At 62.1% G+C, this 17489-nt stretch carries 13 protein-coding genes and 1 pseudogene; 6 read left to right on the top strand and 8 right to left on the bottom strand.

Annotated elements, in window-relative coordinates; genetic code table 11:
• The 6 genes and pseudogenes from EOA78_RS22475 to EOA78_RS22450 form a co-directional block, all read left to right on the top strand.
• Window positions 1–955: alpha/beta hydrolase (locus EOA78_RS22475; protein ID WP_245477651.1), on the top strand; the 955-nt coding region annotated here is incomplete at its 5' end.
• Between the two features lie 206 nt (window positions 956–1161).
• A pseudogene (locus EOA78_RS22470) lies at window positions 1162–1561 on the top strand (GFA family protein).
• 134 nt (window positions 1562–1695) lie between these two features.
• Window positions 1696–1920 (top strand): hypothetical protein, encoded by a 225-nt coding sequence (locus EOA78_RS22465; RefSeq protein WP_127317033.1) that lies wholly within the window; start codon window positions 1696–1698, stop codon window positions 1918–1920.
• A 223-nt stretch (window positions 1921–2143) separates the two neighbouring features.
• The gene (locus EOA78_RS22460) at window positions 2144–3160 is read left to right on the top strand and encodes a GH25 family lysozyme (protein ID WP_127317032.1); all 1017 of its coding nucleotides are present in this window, start codon (window positions 2144–2146) and stop codon (window positions 3158–3160) included.
• Window positions 3161–3350: 190 nt separating this feature from the next.
• Complete coding sequence (locus EOA78_RS22455; protein WP_127317031.1) at window positions 3351–5549, top strand: esterase-like activity of phytase family protein; 2199 nt, start codon at window positions 3351–3353, stop codon at window positions 5547–5549.
• A gap of 254 nt (window positions 5550–5803) precedes the next feature.
• Window positions 5804–6175, top strand: coding sequence for an endonuclease domain-containing protein (locus tag EOA78_RS22450; RefSeq protein WP_127317030.1), 372 nt, complete (start codon window positions 5804–5806; stop codon window positions 6173–6175).
• Window positions 6176–6424: 249 nt separating this feature from the next.
• Here EOA78_RS22450 and EOA78_RS22445 read toward each other — a convergent pair whose 3' ends face one another.
• The 8 genes from EOA78_RS22445 to EOA78_RS22410 all read right to left on the bottom strand — a co-directional run bounded on the left by EOA78_RS22445 (window position 6425) and on the right by EOA78_RS22410 (window position 17456).
• Window positions 6425–10201, bottom strand: coding sequence for a vitamin B12-dependent ribonucleotide reductase (locus EOA78_RS22445; protein WP_127317029.1), 3777 nt, complete (start codon window positions 10199–10201; stop codon window positions 6425–6427).
• Between the two features lie 701 nt (window positions 10202–10902).
• Window positions 10903–11391, bottom strand: a complete 489-nt coding sequence (locus EOA78_RS22440; protein ID WP_127317028.1) for an NUDIX hydrolase — start codon at window positions 11389–11391, stop codon at window positions 10903–10905.
• 199 nt (window positions 11392–11590) lie between these two features.
• On the bottom strand, window positions 11591–12091 hold the full coding sequence (gpt, locus tag EOA78_RS22435) for a xanthine phosphoribosyltransferase (protein WP_029353723.1): 501 nt from the start codon (window positions 12089–12091) through the stop codon (window positions 11591–11593).
• Between the two features lie 123 nt (window positions 12092–12214).
• Window positions 12215–13048 carry a universal stress protein gene (locus EOA78_RS22430; RefSeq protein ID WP_127317027.1) on the bottom strand — a complete coding sequence of 278 codons (834 nt, stop codon included), beginning with the start codon at window positions 13046–13048 and terminating at the stop codon, window positions 12215–12217.
• A gap of 176 nt (window positions 13049–13224) precedes the next feature.
• Complete coding sequence (locus tag EOA78_RS22425; protein WP_127317026.1) at window positions 13225–13968, bottom strand: competence/damage-inducible protein A; 744 nt, start codon at window positions 13966–13968, stop codon at window positions 13225–13227.
• A gap of 209 nt (window positions 13969–14177) precedes the next feature.
• A complete protein-coding gene (locus tag EOA78_RS22420) occupies window positions 14178–15071 on the bottom strand; it encodes a carbohydrate ABC transporter permease (protein WP_029353730.1) in 894 nt (297 codons plus the stop codon).
• Window position 15072: 1 nt separating this feature from the next.
• Window positions 15073–16023: a sugar ABC transporter permease gene (locus EOA78_RS22415; RefSeq protein ID WP_023798201.1), complete on the bottom strand. Its 951-nt coding sequence runs from the start codon at window positions 16021–16023 to the stop codon at window positions 15073–15075.
• Between the two features lie 107 nt (window positions 16024–16130).
• Entirely contained in the window at window positions 16131–17456 is a 1326-nt protein-coding gene (locus EOA78_RS22410; RefSeq protein WP_127317025.1) for an ABC transporter substrate-binding protein, read from the bottom strand.
• Window positions 17457–17489: the final 33 nt, after the last annotated feature.

Here is a 17489-nt window from a genome sequence, read left to right as displayed (position 1 = left end):
GTCCAGAGCGATGTTTTTCGCCATTTTCGCCTCGGCTGCAGCGCTCTTCGCTGCGCCGGGCGCCACCAAGGCCGAGGAGGCAAAGCCCGCCATGACCTCCGAACTGAAAGCAATGCCGAAGCCGGCGAAATCCGGCCTGCTGCCGATCAACGGCCTGAATTACTATTACGCCGTCTATGGCCAGGGCGAGCCGCTGCTTCTCCTGCATGGTGGGCTCGGCACCACCGACATGTTTGCGCCGATTCTGCCGAAGCTTGCCGAAAACCGCACCGTCATCGGCGTCGACCTGCACGGTCACGGCCGCACCGCGCTCGGCGACCGGCCGCTCAGCCTGGAGGCGATGGGTGACGACATGGCGGCGATCGTCAAGGCGCTCGGCTACGAGAAGGTCGATGTCATGGGTTACTCACTGGGCGGCGGTGTCGCCTTCCGTATGGCCGTCCAGCATCCCGAGGCAGTGCGCCGGCTGGTCCTGGTGTCGGCGGGCTATGCCGCGGACGGCTTCTATGCCGACATGCGCACGCAGCAGGCGCAGGTCGGCGCGGCGATGGCCGACATGATGAAAGACACGCCGATGTACAAGTCCTACGTGGCGGTCGCGCCGCATCCGCAGGACTTTCCGAAGCTGCTCGATCAACTGGGCGCCCATATGCGCAAGGACTACGACTACTCCGCCGACGTACCCAAGCTGAAGATGCCGGTCATGCTGGTTTTTGGCGACAGCGACATGTACCGGCCCGAGCATGAGATCAAATTCTATCAGATGCTCGGCGGCGGACTGAAGGACGCCGGCTGGATGCGCGAGAACCTGGCGCAGAACCGGCTGGCCATCCTGCCGAACCGCACCCATTACGACGTGTTCTTCGCGCCGGAACTGACAGCAGTCACTCTGCCCTTCCTCAATGGCGAGACCAAGGTCAAGACCTGGGACGAGGTCATCAGCGAGACGGAATAACCACCTGTCCGGCCCTTCTCCGCGAGATGGCCGGACAGGCTTATCCCTTTGAAGCCGGCTATAAGCCTTGGCAATCCCGACACACGTCGTGGGGCCAACGGCATCTCCCGCATCACAGCCATAGATGGCCCTATCAAGGCTTTTCAATTGACGCTGCTGTGCCGGCAGCTACCTTGCAGACAATCTTCAGAAAGAGGGCGCAGGTAATGGCGAGATATCAGGGTGGCTGCCTGTGCGGCGCGGTGCGTTACCGCACCGATGCCACGCCGATCAACGAGCGGGTCTGCCATTGCCGGCTCTGCCAGAAGGCGCTGGGCGCGGCCTTCAACCGCACGCGTGCTGTTCCGCATCGACGACGTGACCATCGACGGGCCGGTGGCGACGGTGAATTCCTCGCCCGATCTCAAGCGCGGCTTTTGTCCCCGCTGCGGCACGACGATGTTTTCCCGGCGCGACTCCGCCGGCATCATCGGCGTGACCTCAGGCTCGCTCGACGACCCTTCGATATTTAGGCCGCAGATGCATATGTGGACCGCCTCGAAGCAGCCCTGGGTGCCACTCGACGACGGACTGCCGCAATATGAAGGCGCGCCACCCCCGAACTGAAGCGCAGGCGAACTGAAGCGTAAAGCGTGCCCAATTTTTTCATCCGGGACACGAGATAGCCGGCAAAGCGTCATTGGCGAGCCATCATTGCCGCCTATCTATTACGTGCGGGTCGGCAGTCGAGGAGGCGACGGATGGAAGACAGAATCAACACCCTGGATGAGCTTTTGAGCGATCCTATGGTCAAGCTCGTGATGGAGCGTGACCGCGTACAGCCGGCCGAGCTTCGCTCGCTACTTGAAGAAAAGGTTCGCCGGGATGACGCACCGGTCGTCAACGATTGCCCCGTCACCGACCGCTTCATACCGCCCGCTCACATGGTAGCCGAGAGCTGCCACAAGCTGTGGCTGTGCGGCTAGGCAGCGGGCCTGCAGGCGTCGGCGATCGTTCGCGCCGTCTCCGTCCTGCCGTCGTTTCCAAGCTCTCACCGCTACGGTGATAAAGCGGGCGCCATGTATTGCCTAGCTCTCGTCCTAACAATTTGATTCAAACTTTGTTGGCAATTTCTCGTTAGTAATCTGGATCGGTTGTCCGGCGGCGTTGTCTTGCCCTCGGTCTGTTGTGTTCTGCGTACAGGTCCAGATGCGGTTATCAGGCGTCGTCATCTTCTCGATCGCGTCACTTTGCCTTGCCGGCTGCACATCCACGTCCGGCGTCGACGCGCTGCAAGTGCCGTCCAGCGAGACGACCAGCTCCGTTGTGCGGCCGCCCGCGCCGGTGGCGTCGGTCGGTGCGGCCGATGCCGCACCCGACTTCGCGCAGGAAGAGGCGACGGAGCAGACTGTGGCGATGGCCACTCCAGAGCCTGCCGACAGCATCGAACCACCCGTCGAGCCGATTGCCCTGGTGGCGCCGAAGCGGCTGGCACGGGCAGCACCGATCCTCGCCGAGCCGGTCCAGCGCTACCGTTTTCGTGACGCCAAGCCGATCAACTTCGGCAAGGCCTCGCCCAGACACCTCGCCGTTCACGGCGTCGACGTTTCACGCTGGCAGGGCAACGTGAACTGGGCAAAGCTGCGCGGGCAGGGCGCGAACTTCGCCTACATCAAGGCGACCGATGGCGGCGATCATCTTGATCCGATGTTCATGAAGAACTGGCGCAACGCCGACGCCGCCGGCCTCAAGCGCGGCGCCTATCATTTCTTCTACTGGTGCCGCACCGCCGGCGAGCAGGCCGACTGGTTCATCCGCAACGTGCCGAGGGTCGAGGGCGCCTTGCCGCCGGTGATCGATGTCGAGTGGAACGGCGAATCCAGCTGCAAGCGGCGGCCGTCGCGGCAAAAGGTGCTGGAGAAGATGCAGGTGTTCATGGACAAGCTCGAGCGCCACTACGGCCAGCGGCCCATCATCTACACCGCGCCTGATTTCTACCGCGACAATCTCAGAGGCGCGTTCTTGGATTATCCGTTCTGGCTGCGTGCGGTGGCACAGCACCCGTCAAAGGTCTATCCCGGCCGCAAATGGGTGTTCTGGCAGTATTCCGGCTCCGGCCTGTCGCACGGCGTGAGAGGCCGCATCGACCTCAACGTCTTCCACGGCGACGAGAGAGCCTGGCGGAACTGGGTTGGTGGGCGGCAGATGGTGGCCGAGGCGGAGTAGGGGTTCCTTCTTGCTGCTCGCCCTGCGGGGTGCCGATCGCGGCCGCAGGAAGCCGCCATTTGCAGGCCAGCATGAGGTGAATATCGAGGGACCCTGACCGCCTGTCGCGGAACTGTCATGGATCCGTCATCGCTTTGAAATGTCGTTCCCCCAAAGCAGGTGGCTTCCATTCGAACAGGAGACGCCACCCGTGCCCCGCCATTCCGCGCTTTTCGTCTTGACGGCAGCGCTTGCTGCCTCCGTTTCGCTGCCGGCCCATGCCGACATGATGTTCAACCGGGTCGCGAGCTTCGCCGTCGCCGGAAACCTCCCGGCGGACGTCGAGAAGACCACGCCGACTTCGTCCGAGATCATAACGGCGACCGAAGACGGCATGACGCTGGTCTATTCCGACAGCCCGCTCGGCGCCGTCGGCTTCATCGACATCACTGACCCCAAGGCGCCCAAGGCCGGCGGCATCGTCAAGATCGAGGGCGAGCCGACCTCTGTCGTGGTCATTGGCGGCAAGGTGCTGGCTGGCGTCAACACGTCGGAGAGCAAAGCCAAGCCTTCGGGCAACCTCACCGTCATCGACCTTGCCTCCAAGGCGATCGAAGGCACCTGCGACCTCGGCGGTCAACCGGACTCGCTGGCGTTCAGCAAGGATGGCAAGTTCGTGGCCATCGCCATCGAGAACGAGCGCGACGAGGAGCTGAACGACGGAGAAATTCCGCAGATGCCGGCGGGCGACCTCAAGATCTTCACGCTTGCCGAAGGCGAGCCTGATTGCGCGACGATGAAGAGTGTGAACCTGGCGGGCATCGCCGAAGTTGCGGCGGAAGATCCGGAGCCGGAATTCGTCGCCTTCAACGAAGCCGGCGAGATAGCGGTCACCCTGCAGGAAAACAACCACGTCGCCATCGTCAACGCCGAAACCGGCGCGATCGTCACGCACTTCTCGGCAGGCTCCGTCACGCTGGATAAGATCGACACCAAGAAGAACGGCGCCTTCTCCTTCGATGGCAAAATGGAAAACGTCGCGCGCGAACCCGACGCCGTAAAATGGCTCGACAATGACCGTCTCGTCGTCGCCAACGAAGGCGACTACAAGGGCGGCTCGCGCGGCTTCACGATCTTCAGCAAGAAGGGCGAGGTTGTCTACGAATCCGGTCCGTCCTTCGAGTACGAGGTCGCCAATGCCGGCCATTATCCCGACGACCGCAACAAGAAGGGCATCGAGCCGGAAGGTCTCGATACCGGCGCCTTCGGCGAAGACAGACTGATTTTCGTCGCTTCGGAGCGTGGCTCCGTTGTCGGCGTCTACAAGGACACGGGTGCTGAGCCTCAGTTTGTCCAGATCCTGCCGTCCGGCATCGGTCCGGAAGGCCTGGTCGCGATCCCCTCGCGCAATCTCCTGGTCACCGCCAACGAGGCCGACCTGGTCGAGGACGGGCTCGCCCGCTCGCACGTGATGATCTACGAGCGCTCCGAGGGTCCCGCCACTTACCCGATGATCACGGCAAAGCTCACGGCAGACGGCACGCCGCTCGGCTGGGGTGCGCTTTCGGCGCTCGCGGCCGGCGACACTGCAGGCAAGCTCTTCGCGGCCTCGGACTCGTTCTACGCCAACGCGCCCTCGATCTTCGAGATCGATGCCACGCAGACGCCGGCGCTGATTACCGGTAAGACCATTGTCACGCGTGGCGGCCATCCTGCGCAGAAGCTCGACATCGAAGGCATCGTCGCCGATGGTGAAGGCGGCTTCTGGCTGGCCAATGAAGGCGATCCGGCAAAGCTCGTCCCGCACGCCATCCTGCGCGTCGACGACAAGGGCGAGATCAAGCAGGAAATCGGCTTCCCGATGGACCTGCTCGCCCACCAGACCCGCTTCGGTCTCGAAGGCATCACCACCATCGGCGAGGGCGACGACCTGACGCTGGTGATGGCAATGCAGCGTGAATGGGCCGACGATGCGAAGGGCCAGGTCAAGCTTTTGGCCTACAAGCCGAAGGCCAAGGAATGGTCGGCGGTGCGCTATCCACTCGAAGCGACCGAGGCTGGCTGGATGGGGCTGTCGGAGATCACCGCGCATGACGGCAAGCTCTATATCCTCGAACGCGACAACCAGATCGGCGCCCTGGCCAAGGTGAAGCGCGTCTATTCGGTGGCGCTCGATGCCTTCAAACCTGCCAAGCTCGGCGGCGAACTGCCGTTGGTCGAAAAGACGCTGGTGCGCGACATCATCGGCGACCTGAAATCAGCCACCAACGGCTATGTCATCGACAAGGTCGAAGGTTTCACCATCGACAAGAACGGCGACATCTTCGTCGCCACCGACAATGACGGCGTCGACGATTCTTCCGGCGAAACGCTGTTTCTCCGCTTGGGCAACATCAGCGCCGTAAACTGAGGGCAATTCTTTCCTTCTCCCCTGTGGGAGAAGGTGGATCGGCGCGCAGCGCCGAGATGGAAAGGGGGTGTTGGACGGAGGGCCGTCGGTGCCAAGCTGGAACACACCTCATCCGACCTCGCTTCGCGAGGCCACCTTCTCCCACAGGGGGAGAAGGGAAGGCGCGGCATTCCGCGCTTTAGCCAATCTCGAATGTCAGCGATTTGCGTGACGATGGTGCTGGACGGAGCGCCAAGGCTGGGTAATCTCGCCCGATGCCGCATCAGCCCGGCGCTCCGACCAAACGTCATTTCGCTCGCTCGATGCGCCGCGAGCCAACGGAGGCGGAAGACCGCCTGTGGCACGAATTGCGCGGACGCAGGCTCGATCGCATCAAATTCCGGCGTCAGGTTCCTGTCGGCAAATTCATCGCCGATTTCGTTTGCGCCGGGGCCAGGCTGATCGTCGAGATCGACGGCAGCCAGCATGCGGACTCGAACTACGATCGGGTACGAGACGCCGAATTGAAGGCGAGGGGCTTTCGCGTGCTGCGTTTCTGGAACGACGACGTGCTGCGGGACTTGAACGCCGTCTGCGACACCATCATCGCTTATGTCCGCGATGAGAGTTTGCAACCGTGGCGGTAGCACAGTCTTGCCTTCTCCCCTTGTGGGAGAAGGTGGATCGGCGCGCAGCGCCGAGACGGTTGAGGGGTGTTGGAAGGATCGCCGTTCGTGCCAAGCTGGAACACCCCTCATCCGACCGAGCTTCGCTCGGCCACCTTCTCCCACAAGGGGAGAAGGGAAGGCTGCGTCGGATCACGGCCCTTAAAAACATTTCGGCCCGATCTTACGACCGGGGCCGATGATGTTGCGTTCCAGCGCTGCAGATTCTCCTCAGCTGCACCCGCTCGTAGCTCCGCAGGTGTCGCACTTCTCGCACGTCCCGTTCCGCACCATCGTAAAATTGTGGCATTCCGAGCATTCGTTGCCGGTGTAGCCCTGCATCAGCGATTGCTGACGCCTTGTCGCGGCGAGCGCTTTCGCCTCGGCGGCCTCCTGCGCGGCGGCATCGGTGAACAGCTCCCCCGAAGCCTCGGCTTCCTCGTAGACGATGTCCTCGACCAGCTCCCTGGCCCGCTCTTCATAATCGCGCTTGTAGGCAATGGCTTCGTCGCTAGCCGGCTTCAGCGCCAGCACGTTGGAGCCAGAGAAGGCGGTTGGAGCCGATCGGGCAGGGGCGGTTGACGGGCTTGTACCGCCAAAGCCCTTGGGCTCGGCGCCCGACACCAGCTTGACCGGTGAGACGCCGCGGGTCAGTCCCTTCGAGAACGGCGTCGCCTTGCCTTCGGTGATGCCGCGCCCGAGTGCTGTCTTGTCGAAATCCGACTGGTCGACATGGGCGAGATCGTGGCGCGCAAGATAGGACACGGCAAGCTCGCGGAACACATAGTCGAGGATCGACGTCGCGTTCTTGATCGCGTCGTTGCCCTGCACCATGCCGGCAGGTTCGAACTTGGTGAAGGTGAAGGCTTCGACATATTCCTCGAGCGGAACGCCATACTGCAGGCCGAGCGAGATGGCGATGGCGAAGTTGTTCATCATTGCCCGGAAGGCTGCGCCCTCCTTGTGCATGTCGATGAATATCTCGCCGAGACGACCGTCGTCGAATTCGCCGGTCCTGAGATAGACCTTGTGGCCGCCGACGACCGCCTTCTGCGTATAGCCCTTGCGGCGGTTCGGCAGTTTCTCGCGATCGCGATAAAGGCGTTCCACGACGCGCTCGACGATTTTTTCGGTCACCTGCACGGCGCGCTGTGCGGCGGGTGCCGCGATCAGCTGCTCGATCGCCTCGTCCTCGTCGTCTTCGACGTCCGCAAGCAGCGAGGCGTTGAGCGGCTGCGAGAGCTTAGAGCCGTCGCGATAGAGCGCGTTAGCCTTCAGCGCCAGCTTCCACGACAGCATGTAGGCGCCCTTGGCGTCTTCCACCGTCGCGTCGTTCGGCATGTTGATGGTCTTGGAAATGGCGCCGGAGATGAAGGGCTGGGCCGCCGCCATCATCTGGATGTGGCTGTTGATCGACAGCGAACGCTTACCGATCTTGCCGCACGGGCTGGCGCAGTCGAACACCGGCAGGTGTTCGGCCTTCAGAAACGGCGCGCCTTCCAGCGTCATCGCCCCGCAGACATGGATGTTGGCGGCCTCGATGTCCTTGCGCGAAAAACCAAGTGCCGGCAGCATCTCGAACGAGAAATCGTTGAGCTGCTCGTCGGTGAAGCCAAACGTCTCCTTCACCCAGTCTGCCCCCAGCGTCCACTGGTTGAAGACGAACTTGATGTCGAACGCCGACTTCAATGCCGCATTGAGTGCCGCGATCTTGTCGTCCGTAAAACCCTTGGCCTTGAGCGAGCCGGGGTTGACGGCGGGCGCCTGGTTCAGATTGCCGTGGCCGACCGCGTAGGCCTCGATCTCGGCGATCTGCGCTTCCGAATAGCCAAGCGTGCGCAGCGCTTCAGGGACAGCGCGGTTGATGATCTTGAAATAGCCGCCGCCGGCCAGCTTCTTGAACTTCACCAGCGCGAAGTCGGGCTCGATGCCGGTGGTGTCGCAATCCATGACCAGGCCGATCGTGCCGGTCGGCGCGATTACGGTCGCCTGCGCATTGCGGTAGCCATGCTCCTCGCCGAGCTCGATGGCGCGGTCCCAGGCAGCCTTGGCATGGGCGGCAAGCTCAGGCTGCTTCAGGTCGGAGGCGACCAGCGGCACCGGGTTGACGGCGAGTTTCTCGTAGCCGTCTTTGTCGCCATAGGCAGCGCGGCGGTGGTTGCGCATGACGCGCAGCATGTTCTGCGCATTGCGGTCGTAGTCGGGGAAGGCGCCGAGCTCGGCGGCCATTTCGGCCGAGGTGGCATAGGCCGTGCCGGTCATAATAGCGGTGAGTGCTGCGCAGATGGCGCGGCCCTCGTCGGAATCATAGGGAATGCCCGAGGTCATCAGCAGGCCGCCGATATTGGCGTAGCCGAGGCCGAGCGTGCGGTATTCGTAGGAAAGCTTGGCGATCTCCTTCGACGGGAACTGCGCCATCATGACGGAAATTTCCAGCACCATGGTCCACAGCCGAACCGTATGCTCGTAGGCGGCGATATCGATGGTGCCGTTGGCGTTGCGATAGGGCAGCAGATTGATGGAGGCCAGGTTGCAGGCCGTGTCGTCGAGGAACATGTATTCCGAGCACGGGTTGGACGCCCGGATCGCACCGGCCGAGGCGCAGGTGTGCCAGTCATTCATCGTCGTGTTGAAGTGCAGGCCCGGATCGGCCGACGCCCAGGCGGCATAGCCGATCTTTTCCCACAGATCCCTGGCCTTCAGCGTCTTCAGCACCTTGCCGTCCTTGCGGGCGGTGAGGTGCCAGTCGGCATCCTGCTCTACGGCGCGCAGGAAATCGTCCTTCAGCGAGACCGAATTGTTGGAGTTCTGGCCCGAAACGGTGAGGTAGGCATCCGAATCCCAGTCGGTGTCGTAGGTCTTGAACGACATCGAAGTGTAGCCCTGCTTGGCGAACTGGATGACGCGGTAGATGTAGTTCTCCGGCACCCCGTCCTTCTTGGCCGCCTTGATCTCGCGTTTCAGCGCGGTGTTGATCGCCGGGTCGAAGCAATCGTCGTCCTGGCCTTCGCAGTTGATGCAGGCCTTCATGATCGCTTCGAGGTGCTTCTTCACGATCTTGGAGCCGGTGACCAGCGAGGCGACCTTCTGCTCCTCATTAACCTTCCAGTCGATGAACTCCTCGATATCGGGATGGTCCGCGTCGACGATGACCATCTTTGCGGCGCGGCGCGTCGTGCCGCCCGACTTGATGGCGCCCGCCGCGCGGTCGCCGATCTTCAGGAAGCTCATCAGGCCGGACGAGCGGCCGCCGCCGGACAGCTTTTCGCCTTCGCCGCGCAGGAATGAGAAGTTGGAGCCGGTGCCGGAGCCGTATTTGAACAGCCGCGCTTCACGCACCCACAGGTCCATGATGCCGCCTTCGTTGACGAGATCGTCCTGCACGCCCTGGATAAAGCAGGCATGCGGCTGCGGATGCTCGTAGGAAGATTTCGACTTGGTCAGCTTGCCGGTGAACGGGTCGACATAGAAGTGGCCTTGGCTCGGGCCGTCAATGCCATAGGCCCAGTGCAGGCCGGTGTTGAACCATTGCGGCGAGTTCGGCGCAACGCGCTGGGTGGCCAGCATGTAGGCAATCTCGTCGCGGAAGGCGCGCGCGTCTTCCTCCGACTTGAAGTAGCCGCCCTTCCAGCCCCAATAGGTCCAGGTACCGGCGAGGCGGTCGAAGACCTGGCGGGCGTCGATCTCGGAGCCGTAGCGCTCGGACTCGGGCAGCTTTGCCAGTTCGGCCTCGTCGGCGACGGAGCGCCACAGGAAGGAAGGGACGTCATTCTCCTCGACCTTCTTCAGCCGAGCCGGCACGCCGGCCTTGCGGAAATACTTCTGCGCCAGGATGTCGGCGGCAACCTGGCTGAACTGCGCCGGCACATCGATATTGTCCAAGCGGAACACCACCGAGCCATCCGGATTCTTGATCTCCGAAAGCGCCTTGCGGAATTCGATCTCCGCATAAGCCGCCCCTTCTTGACCTGCTAGCCCTTGCTTGGTGAAACGACGCTCGATGCGCATTGGTCTTATCCCTTGTTGTCTATATATAGCGCTTTTCCAAGGGGAATTCTGCCCCCTTGGCGAAACGCGCATGTCCGCCGCCTGCCGGCGTTAGACAACGGCCGGCTCCTTTTTCACAGCCGCCGCCCTGCTGGTCAAACTCCTTGCGAAGTACCTGTCCAACGCGCCGGCGAACCCTGTGGGTCCCTCAAAACTGAAGCTTTTTTCGACTCCCTCAATCGAGGGAAGCTCACACTATCTAGCGTTGAACCTACCTGCAAACGCTAAATATAGTGTTAACAGACAATTTATTCCAGTCCGACATTTTTCCCTTTCGCCCCCAAAGACCCCACAACCCCAACGCATCCGCTGGCCTCGTAGACAGGCGGAAATGCGGCCGAAACGCACATAATCCGGGAAAAAGACCGGGCTCAGAACTTTCCGGTCGCACTCTCAACAGGAGCGCATGGCCCATAAAAGGCGACTCGTTTTGCGCCGTCAAGGATTCGTTTGCGTAGCTTTTGTGACCCCAACATCTTGTGTGTCACATATGTGGATAACGGGGATAGAAGTGGCGCGGAGGATTTCGATTTTGTCCCACGTCCAGGCCATCGACCGGGATGACAACGCACGCCAAAGCCGTGGTGGTCAAATCGATTCTCTTCGCCAAAGAGCATCGCCGGTGATGCGGCAGGTGCGCAGCTTTGGCCAGTGCGCCTTGCTCAGGAGAACTGGTGCGGATCGGCGCAGAAATAGGCGATGATCTGACCAAGGTCCGGCTCGTTGACCATGCGCACGGCCTCAGCGGGGCTGACCCATTTACGGGTGCGCGACCGCTTTTCCTTCCACCGGTCGGCGATCTTGTCGACCTGCAGCGGAAATACCAGGACTTCGCAAGGCACTTCCTCGCCGGAAGCCAATGCCTTGGCATAGAAGTAGCGGCCGGCTTCGTGGTGGGAGATCGTGCCGCGCAGTCCGGCTTCCTCGCCGGCCTCGCGCGCCGCCGCTTCGCAAAGCAGTTCCTTGGCCTCAGGCCAGCCCTTGGGAAGCACCCAGCGACCGGTATCGCGGCTGGTGATCAGCATGATCTCGACGCCATGCCCGGTATCGCGCCAGGGCAATGCTGCAACCTGCAGGCGGCACGGCGCTGTGCCGAAGAGCCGCTGAACCCTTTCGGCCAAATGGTTGTGCGTTGCTGGCCTCGTCAACATCGGAGAAGCTTGCCCCAGCCTCCAGAATCATCTGCCGTCTCGTGAATCTTACGGCCAATCATGAGCAATAAAAGTAAAAATCCTCATACGGACTGGTTAACCACACCACAGGCGTCCATTCAGGAAATATCGTGCGCCGCGGCACTCTTTCAAGAAGTGCTCGCCGGCATGTTCCGGGAGGAAAAGCAGTTGCCGCGAATCAGCCGACGTGATCGTCGGCGATCGGCTTCTGGTAGGTGAAGCCCATATCCCACGGAAAATAGATCCAGGTGTCCTGGCTTACCTCGGTGACGAAGGTGTCGACCAGCGGCCTGCCTTTCGGCTTGGCGTAGACGGTGGCGAAATGCGCCTTGGGCATCATGGCGCGCACGATGCCCGCGGTCTTGCCGGTATCGGTGAGGTCGTCGATGATCAGCACGCCGGCGCCGTCATCGGCGAGCAGTGCCGGCGTGACCTCCTTCAGCACCTGCAGCTGCCCCTGGCTGGCGTAGTCGTGATAGGAGGCGACGCAAACCGTCTCGATGACCCGGATGCCGAGTTCACGCGAGATGATGGCGGCCGGAACCAAGCCGCCGCGCGTGATGCAGACGATCGCCTTCCACTGGCCTTTGTTGGCACCGGCAAGCCGCCAGGCAAGCGCACGCGCATCGCGGTGGAACTGATCCCAGGAGACGGGAAAGGCCTTTTCGGGAAGGGACATTTTTGCATGCACTCCGCAGCGCGCGAAAACCGCGCGCAAACACTTGAAGGAATGCGCGCGGAATTAACTGAAAAGCCTTGGCCTTGGCAAGGGCGGCGGCCTGTGGAGGTACCCTTTGTGGACTTACCGTGACAGGAAAGCTGCCACCGGCAACGTGCGCAGCACCGTGCGCGTGACCCCGCCGAACAGAAGCTGGCGCAGCCAGGAATGGCTGTAGGCGCCGAGCACGAGCAGGTCGGCGCCGGTTTCGGCAACCCTGGTCTGGATCACGTCGTCGACCGAGTGGCCGCCCGATTGCAGCACCGAGACGCTGACGGTGGCGCCATGCCTGGACAGGGCAGCGGCGATTTCGGCGCCGGCCGCCTCCGGAGCCTCGTCGAGCGTATCCGGCGGGTCAATGACGACAATATCAGTCTTCTCGGCATCGATGATGAAGGGCAGAGCATCGAAGGCGGCGCGAGCGGCTTCCTTGCTGCCGTTCCAGGCGAGCAGCACATGCTTGAAGCTGGTGACGAGCGGGCCTGAATGCGGCACGACCAGCACCGGCCGGCCGGCGTCGTAGACCAGCGTGTCGACATCGGCGCTCGGGTCGCCGCCCGACTCGCGCTGCGCGGCGATGATCAGGTCCGCAGTGCGGACGGTTGGGATGCCGGTCAGCGCGCTGTCTCCGGAAAAGCTCTCGAGGCTGCGCCACTCGAAGGACAGGCCGGAATCCTCGACATGCCTGAGGAAAACCGCCTGCAACTTTTCAGCACGCTCCTTGTTCATGTCGGCCGAAACCTGCAGGAACTCGGTGTCCGGAAAGCCGGTGGCCGAGGTGTAGGGGACGGGAAGCGCTTCGGCATGAATGCCGATGAGATGGCTCTGGAACCTGTCGGCAAGCGGAATGGCGCATTCGAGCACGCGCACCGCGTCCTGTTCGTTCTGCAGTATAGCAACGATGGTCTTGAATCGCATGGTAACCCCTCAATTTACGGCGATCGGAACTCGCCCGCATGAAACGTTACATCACCATGCTTGGTTCCGGCTAATGCATGTCGCCCAAAAGTGCGCAGCGGTTTTGGGAAACGACATGCATAAAAAAGAACCTAAAGCGCGTCGCATGAATCCTCTCAGACGCGACGCGCTTTAGATCAGCTGGCCGCGCTGGCGAGGCCTGCGACCATCGCCTCGACATCGGCGTAGGCGGCGTCCAGCGCTTCCTGGCTGCGGGCACGGACGACCAGCTCGGTCCAGAACTTGCCGTCGCCATATTTCGGGTAGGACCCGATGATAGTATCCGGATGCGCCTTCTGGATATCGCCGAGCGGTCCGCCGACTAGGCCTTCGCCGAACGGACAGTGCACCGTGGCCGATAGCATTCTGGTGCCGGCCTTCAGCGTCGGCACCACACTGTCGAGCATCGCCTGGAAAATCGACGGCACGCCGGCCATGACATGGACGTTGCCGATGCGAAAGCCGGGCGCGATGGACACTGGATTGTCGATATGGTCGGCACCACGCGGCATCCGCGCCATGCGCTTGCGCGCCTCGGTGTATTCGATGCCGCGCGCGGCGTAGCTCGCTTCCAGCATCGCATAGGCCTTGGCGTCGTATTCGCAGGGCACGCCGAAGGCCTTGGCGATCGCGTCCGCGGTGATGTCGTCATGCGTGGGGCCGATGCCGCCGGTCGTGAAGACATAGGTGTAGCGGGTCCGTAGGGCGTTCACCGCGGCGACGATCTCGTCGTCCTCGTCGGGAACGATGCGCACCTCCTTCAGGTCGATGCCGATCGCCGTCATGATGTCGGCGAGATGGCCGATATTCTTGTCCTTGGTGCGCCCGGACAGAATCTCATCACCGATGACGAGCATGGCGGCGGTGACGATTTCAGACATGGGAGCTCCGGCAAGAGGTCGCCTTAGGCAGACAGAGTCGCCTCGGGCAGACAGGTCGCCTTAGGCAGGCAAGGGTCGCCTGAGATAGCGCGGCGGATGACCGGCGGCAATGGCGTCCGAACGGTATTGGCGCGCAGCTCCATCATTTCCGCCACACGCTGTTCCAAGCTTCGGCCCGCGAGGCTGCAAACCTCGACTGCGGCAGGGCGCTACTCCTTCACCGCACCGGTCATCGAGGACACGTAGTGCTCGACAAAGAATGAATAAAGCACGACCACCGGCAGGGAGCCGATCAGGGCTCCGGCCATCAGCGCTCCCCACTCATAGACGTCGGAACGGACCAGCTCCGTGAGCACCCCGACCGGCACAGTCTTGTTTTCGGACGACTGGATGAATGTCAGGGCATAGATGAATTCGTTCCATGACAGGGTGAATGCGAATATGCCGGCGGAAATCAGGCCGGGCACCGACAGCGGCAGCACGATCTTGGTGAGGATCTGCCACCGACTCGCCCCGTCGATGAGCGCGCATTCTTCCAGTTCGAACGGGATGGAGCGGAAGTAACCCATCAACAGCCAGGTGCAGAAGGGTACTAGGAAGGTCGGGTAAGTAAGAATGAGCGCGAAGGGCGTGTCGTAAAGCCCAAGGTTGAACACCATCACCGACAGCGGGATGAACAGGATCGACGGCGGCACGAGATAGGCGAGGAAGATCGCCAGCCCGACCTGCCGCGCCCCCGAAAACCGTAGCCGTTCGATCGCATAGGCCGCGAACACCGCAGCCAGCAGCGACAGGAACGTCGCGGCGGTCGAGATGATGATCGTGTTGAGCAGCCAGCCCGGATAGGACGTGTCGAACAAGAGATAGCGGATGTGCTCGAATGTCGGATGCACGACCCAGAACGGATTGAAATTGGCGTAGTCGGTCATCTCGTGATTGGGCTTAATTGCCGTGATCGTCATCCAGTAGAACGGGAACAACAGCACGATGACGAACACCAGCAACGGCAGATAGACCGTCACCACGCGCCGCGGCAGGCTCTGAAGGTAGCCCATGCCGCCTTCGTCGAGTTCCGGACGTTTCGTTTTTTTGATCGTGGCCATGTCAGTCTCCGCCGCCCTGCTGCCATTTGCGGCGTTGCAAGCCGAAATAGCTGAACAGGATCGCCGCAAGCAGGAACGGGATCATGGCGACAGCGATGGCGGCGCCCTCGCCAAGCTGGCCTCCCGAAATGCCGCGCTGAAAGGACAATGTCGCCATCAGATGGGTGGCATTGACCGGTCCGCCGCGGGTCAGCACATAGATCAGCTGGAAATCGGTGAAGGTGAACAGCACAGAGAACGTCATGGTGATGGCGATGATCGGCGTCAGCAGCGGCAGCGTCACAAAACGGAACAATTGCCAGCGGCTGGCGCCGTCGAGCGTGGCGGCCTCGTAAAGCGACTGGGGTATAGTCTGCAAGCCGGCCAGCAGCGTGATGGCGACGAACGGAATGCCGCGCCAGACATTGGCCGCGATCACCGAAGCGCGCGCGTTCTCCGGGTCGCCGAGGAAATTGATGCGATGGTCGATTAGGCCCATTTCCATAAGCGCCCAGGACAGGATGGAGAACTGCGAATCGTATATCCACCAGAAGGCGATGGCCGACAGCACCGTCGGCACCACCCACGGCAGCAGGACGATCGCGCGGAAGAACGATTTGAAGGGAAGGTTCTGATTGAGGATAAGCGCCAGCCAGAGGCCGAGCGCGAACTTCAGGATCGAGGCGCTTATTGTGTAGAGCAAGGTGTTGAATACGGAGAGCCAGAAGACGGCATCATCCGACAGATATTGGTAGTTTTCGATGCCTATGAAGATGCCGGGGCGGCCGATGCGGGCATCCGTGAAGCCGAGCCAGATGCCGAGCCCCAACGGATAGGTCAGGAAGACCAGCAGCAGCGCTGCCGCCGGCAGCATGAAGCCGAAGCCAAGCGCGTTCCGGCTGTCGGCCAGGAGCGACAGGCTCCGCGACAGGATCGACGGACGCGGCTGAACGGCGGCGGACGACACGGCCATGGGACGGCTCCTCATAAGGTCTGCTGGCATGGTGGCCTGAGTGGCCGCCACACGATTTCAGGAACCAGACCGGGCAGCGCGGTCGCGGCTGCCCGGCTCGGCTGTGATCAAACGCGATAGTACCGGTTGGCGCGTTTCTCCGCCTCTTCCATCGCCTCCTGGGCCGTGGCCTGGCCCGTCACGGCCTTGGCGAACATGTCGACCAGGACATAATCGGCCATGGTCGCCGCCGAGGCATAGCCGAGCGGCCCGGCATAGCCGTTGGGACGCAGCGTCGCCGAAGCCTTGGCGTAAGCGGCATTGTTCGGGTCGGCCGTCCATACCGGATTGTTGTCGAAGGCTTTGAGTGTCTGGCAGCAGTAGGCGGCCGAGGAGGTAATCCACTCCGCCATTTGCTGTTCCTCGAACATGAACTGCAGATAGGCCTTGGCTGCGTTGGGGTAGGGCGTGTAGTCGAAGATCACGGCCGTGGTCACCTGGAACAGCTCGACCGATTTCCCGACGGGACCGACCGGCAGGCTGGTCGTGCGCATGTCCTTGGCGATTTCAGTCAGTTTCGGATCATTGTCCTTGTTGGTCTTGGCCGTGTTATACACGGAAATGCCATTGGCGATGACACCCAGTTCGCCGGCCAGGAAGGCGCGGTTGTTGTTCACGTCGAGCCAGCTTTCGGTGCCGGGAATGAAGGTCTTGTAGAGCTCCTGCGCGTATTCGATCGCCTTGAGCGTCTCGGGGCTGTTGATCGTCACCTTTCCGCTCTCGTCGACCATCTGGCCGCCATGGCTCCAAAGCAGCCAGTGAGCATAGTTGTTGCCGTCGCCGACGCCATGGCCGTGCGTGAAGCCGGCCGGATGGCCCTTCGCCTGCAAGGCCTTGCAAAGCTCGAGGAAGCCCGCTGTGTCCTTCGGAAATTCCGAGAAGCCAGCCTCCTTTACCCAGCTTTCCCGATAGACAATGGCATTGCCGATGGTGGCCAGGGGCAGGCCGAGGAATTTCCCCTCGCGCGTCGCATATTGCTTTGGTCCGTCGTGCCAACCGCCGTATTTCGTGCCGAGATATTCACCCAGTTCCGACACGTCGTGCAGCTTGTCTGGATATTGATGCGGGTCGTCGAACCAGACCAGCATCAGATCTGGACCGGAGCCGACATTGGCGGCGACCGCCGCCTTGGGGCGGATGTCCTCCCAGCTTTCCTTGTCGACGCGGACCTCGACGCCTGTCGCCTCGGTGAACCGCTTGGTGTTGGCCAGCCATTGATCCTCATCGCCCTGTACGAAGGGCGACCAGCGCAGCATCCGCAGCTTTGCGCCGTCCTCGGGCTTGTATGTCAACCCCTCCTGGGCAAAGGCGGAAGAGCCGACGAACCGGCTTCCCAAGGCTCCCGCCGCCACGCCGGCGGTCGTGCGGATCACGTCACGTCTGGTGAATTTCATGCTCGTCTCCTCCTGTTATTCCTCGCGGTGGTT

This window comes from Mesorhizobium sp. M5C.F.Cr.IN.023.01.1.1, from assembly GCF_003997585.1.
Taxonomy (GTDB): Bacteria; Pseudomonadota; Alphaproteobacteria; order Rhizobiales; family Rhizobiaceae; genus Mesorhizobium; species Mesorhizobium wenxiniae.
The sequence above is the reverse complement of the archived record's forward strand: the minus strand, read 5'-3'. Positions and strand labels throughout refer to the sequence as shown.

What these genes read in the sequence shown, in the direction of transcription:
- EOA78_RS22445 (WP_127317029.1), bottom strand. Translation starts at nt 10,201, where the DNA reads ATGCGCATCGAGCGTCGTTTCACCAAGCAAGGGCTAGCAGGTCAAGAA.
- EOA78_RS22460 (WP_127317032.1), top strand. Translation starts at nt 2,144, where the DNA reads ATGCGGTTATCAGGCGTCGTCATCTTCTCGATCGCGTCACTTTGCCTT.
- EOA78_RS22415 (WP_023798201.1), bottom strand. Translation starts at nt 16,023, where the DNA reads ATGGCCGTGTCGTCCGCCGCCGTTCAGCCGCGTCCGTCGATCCTGTCG.
- EOA78_RS22450 (WP_127317030.1), top strand. Translation starts at nt 5,804, where the DNA reads ATGCCGCATCAGCCCGGCGCTCCGACCAAACGTCATTTCGCTCGCTCG.
- EOA78_RS22410 (WP_127317025.1), bottom strand. Translation starts at nt 17,456, where the DNA reads ATGAAATTCACCAGACGTGACGTGATCCGCACGACCGCCGGCGTGGCG.
- EOA78_RS22420 (WP_029353730.1), bottom strand. Translation starts at nt 15,071, where the DNA reads ATGGCCACGATCAAAAAAACGAAACGTCCGGAACTCGACGAAGGCGGC.
- EOA78_RS22430 (WP_127317027.1), bottom strand. Translation starts at nt 13,048, where the DNA reads ATGCGATTCAAGACCATCGTTGCTATACTGCAGAACGAACAGGACGCG.
- EOA78_RS22425 (WP_127317026.1), bottom strand. Translation starts at nt 13,968, where the DNA reads ATGTCTGAAATCGTCACCGCCGCCATGCTCGTCATCGGTGATGAGATT.
- EOA78_RS22465 (WP_127317033.1), top strand. Translation starts at nt 1,696, where the DNA reads ATGGAAGACAGAATCAACACCCTGGATGAGCTTTTGAGCGATCCTATG.
- EOA78_RS22440 (WP_127317028.1), bottom strand. Translation starts at nt 11,391, where the DNA reads ATGTTGACGAGGCCAGCAACGCACAACCATTTGGCCGAAAGGGTTCAG.
- gpt (WP_029353723.1), bottom strand. Translation starts at nt 12,091, where the DNA reads ATGTCCCTTCCCGAAAAGGCCTTTCCCGTCTCCTGGGATCAGTTCCAC.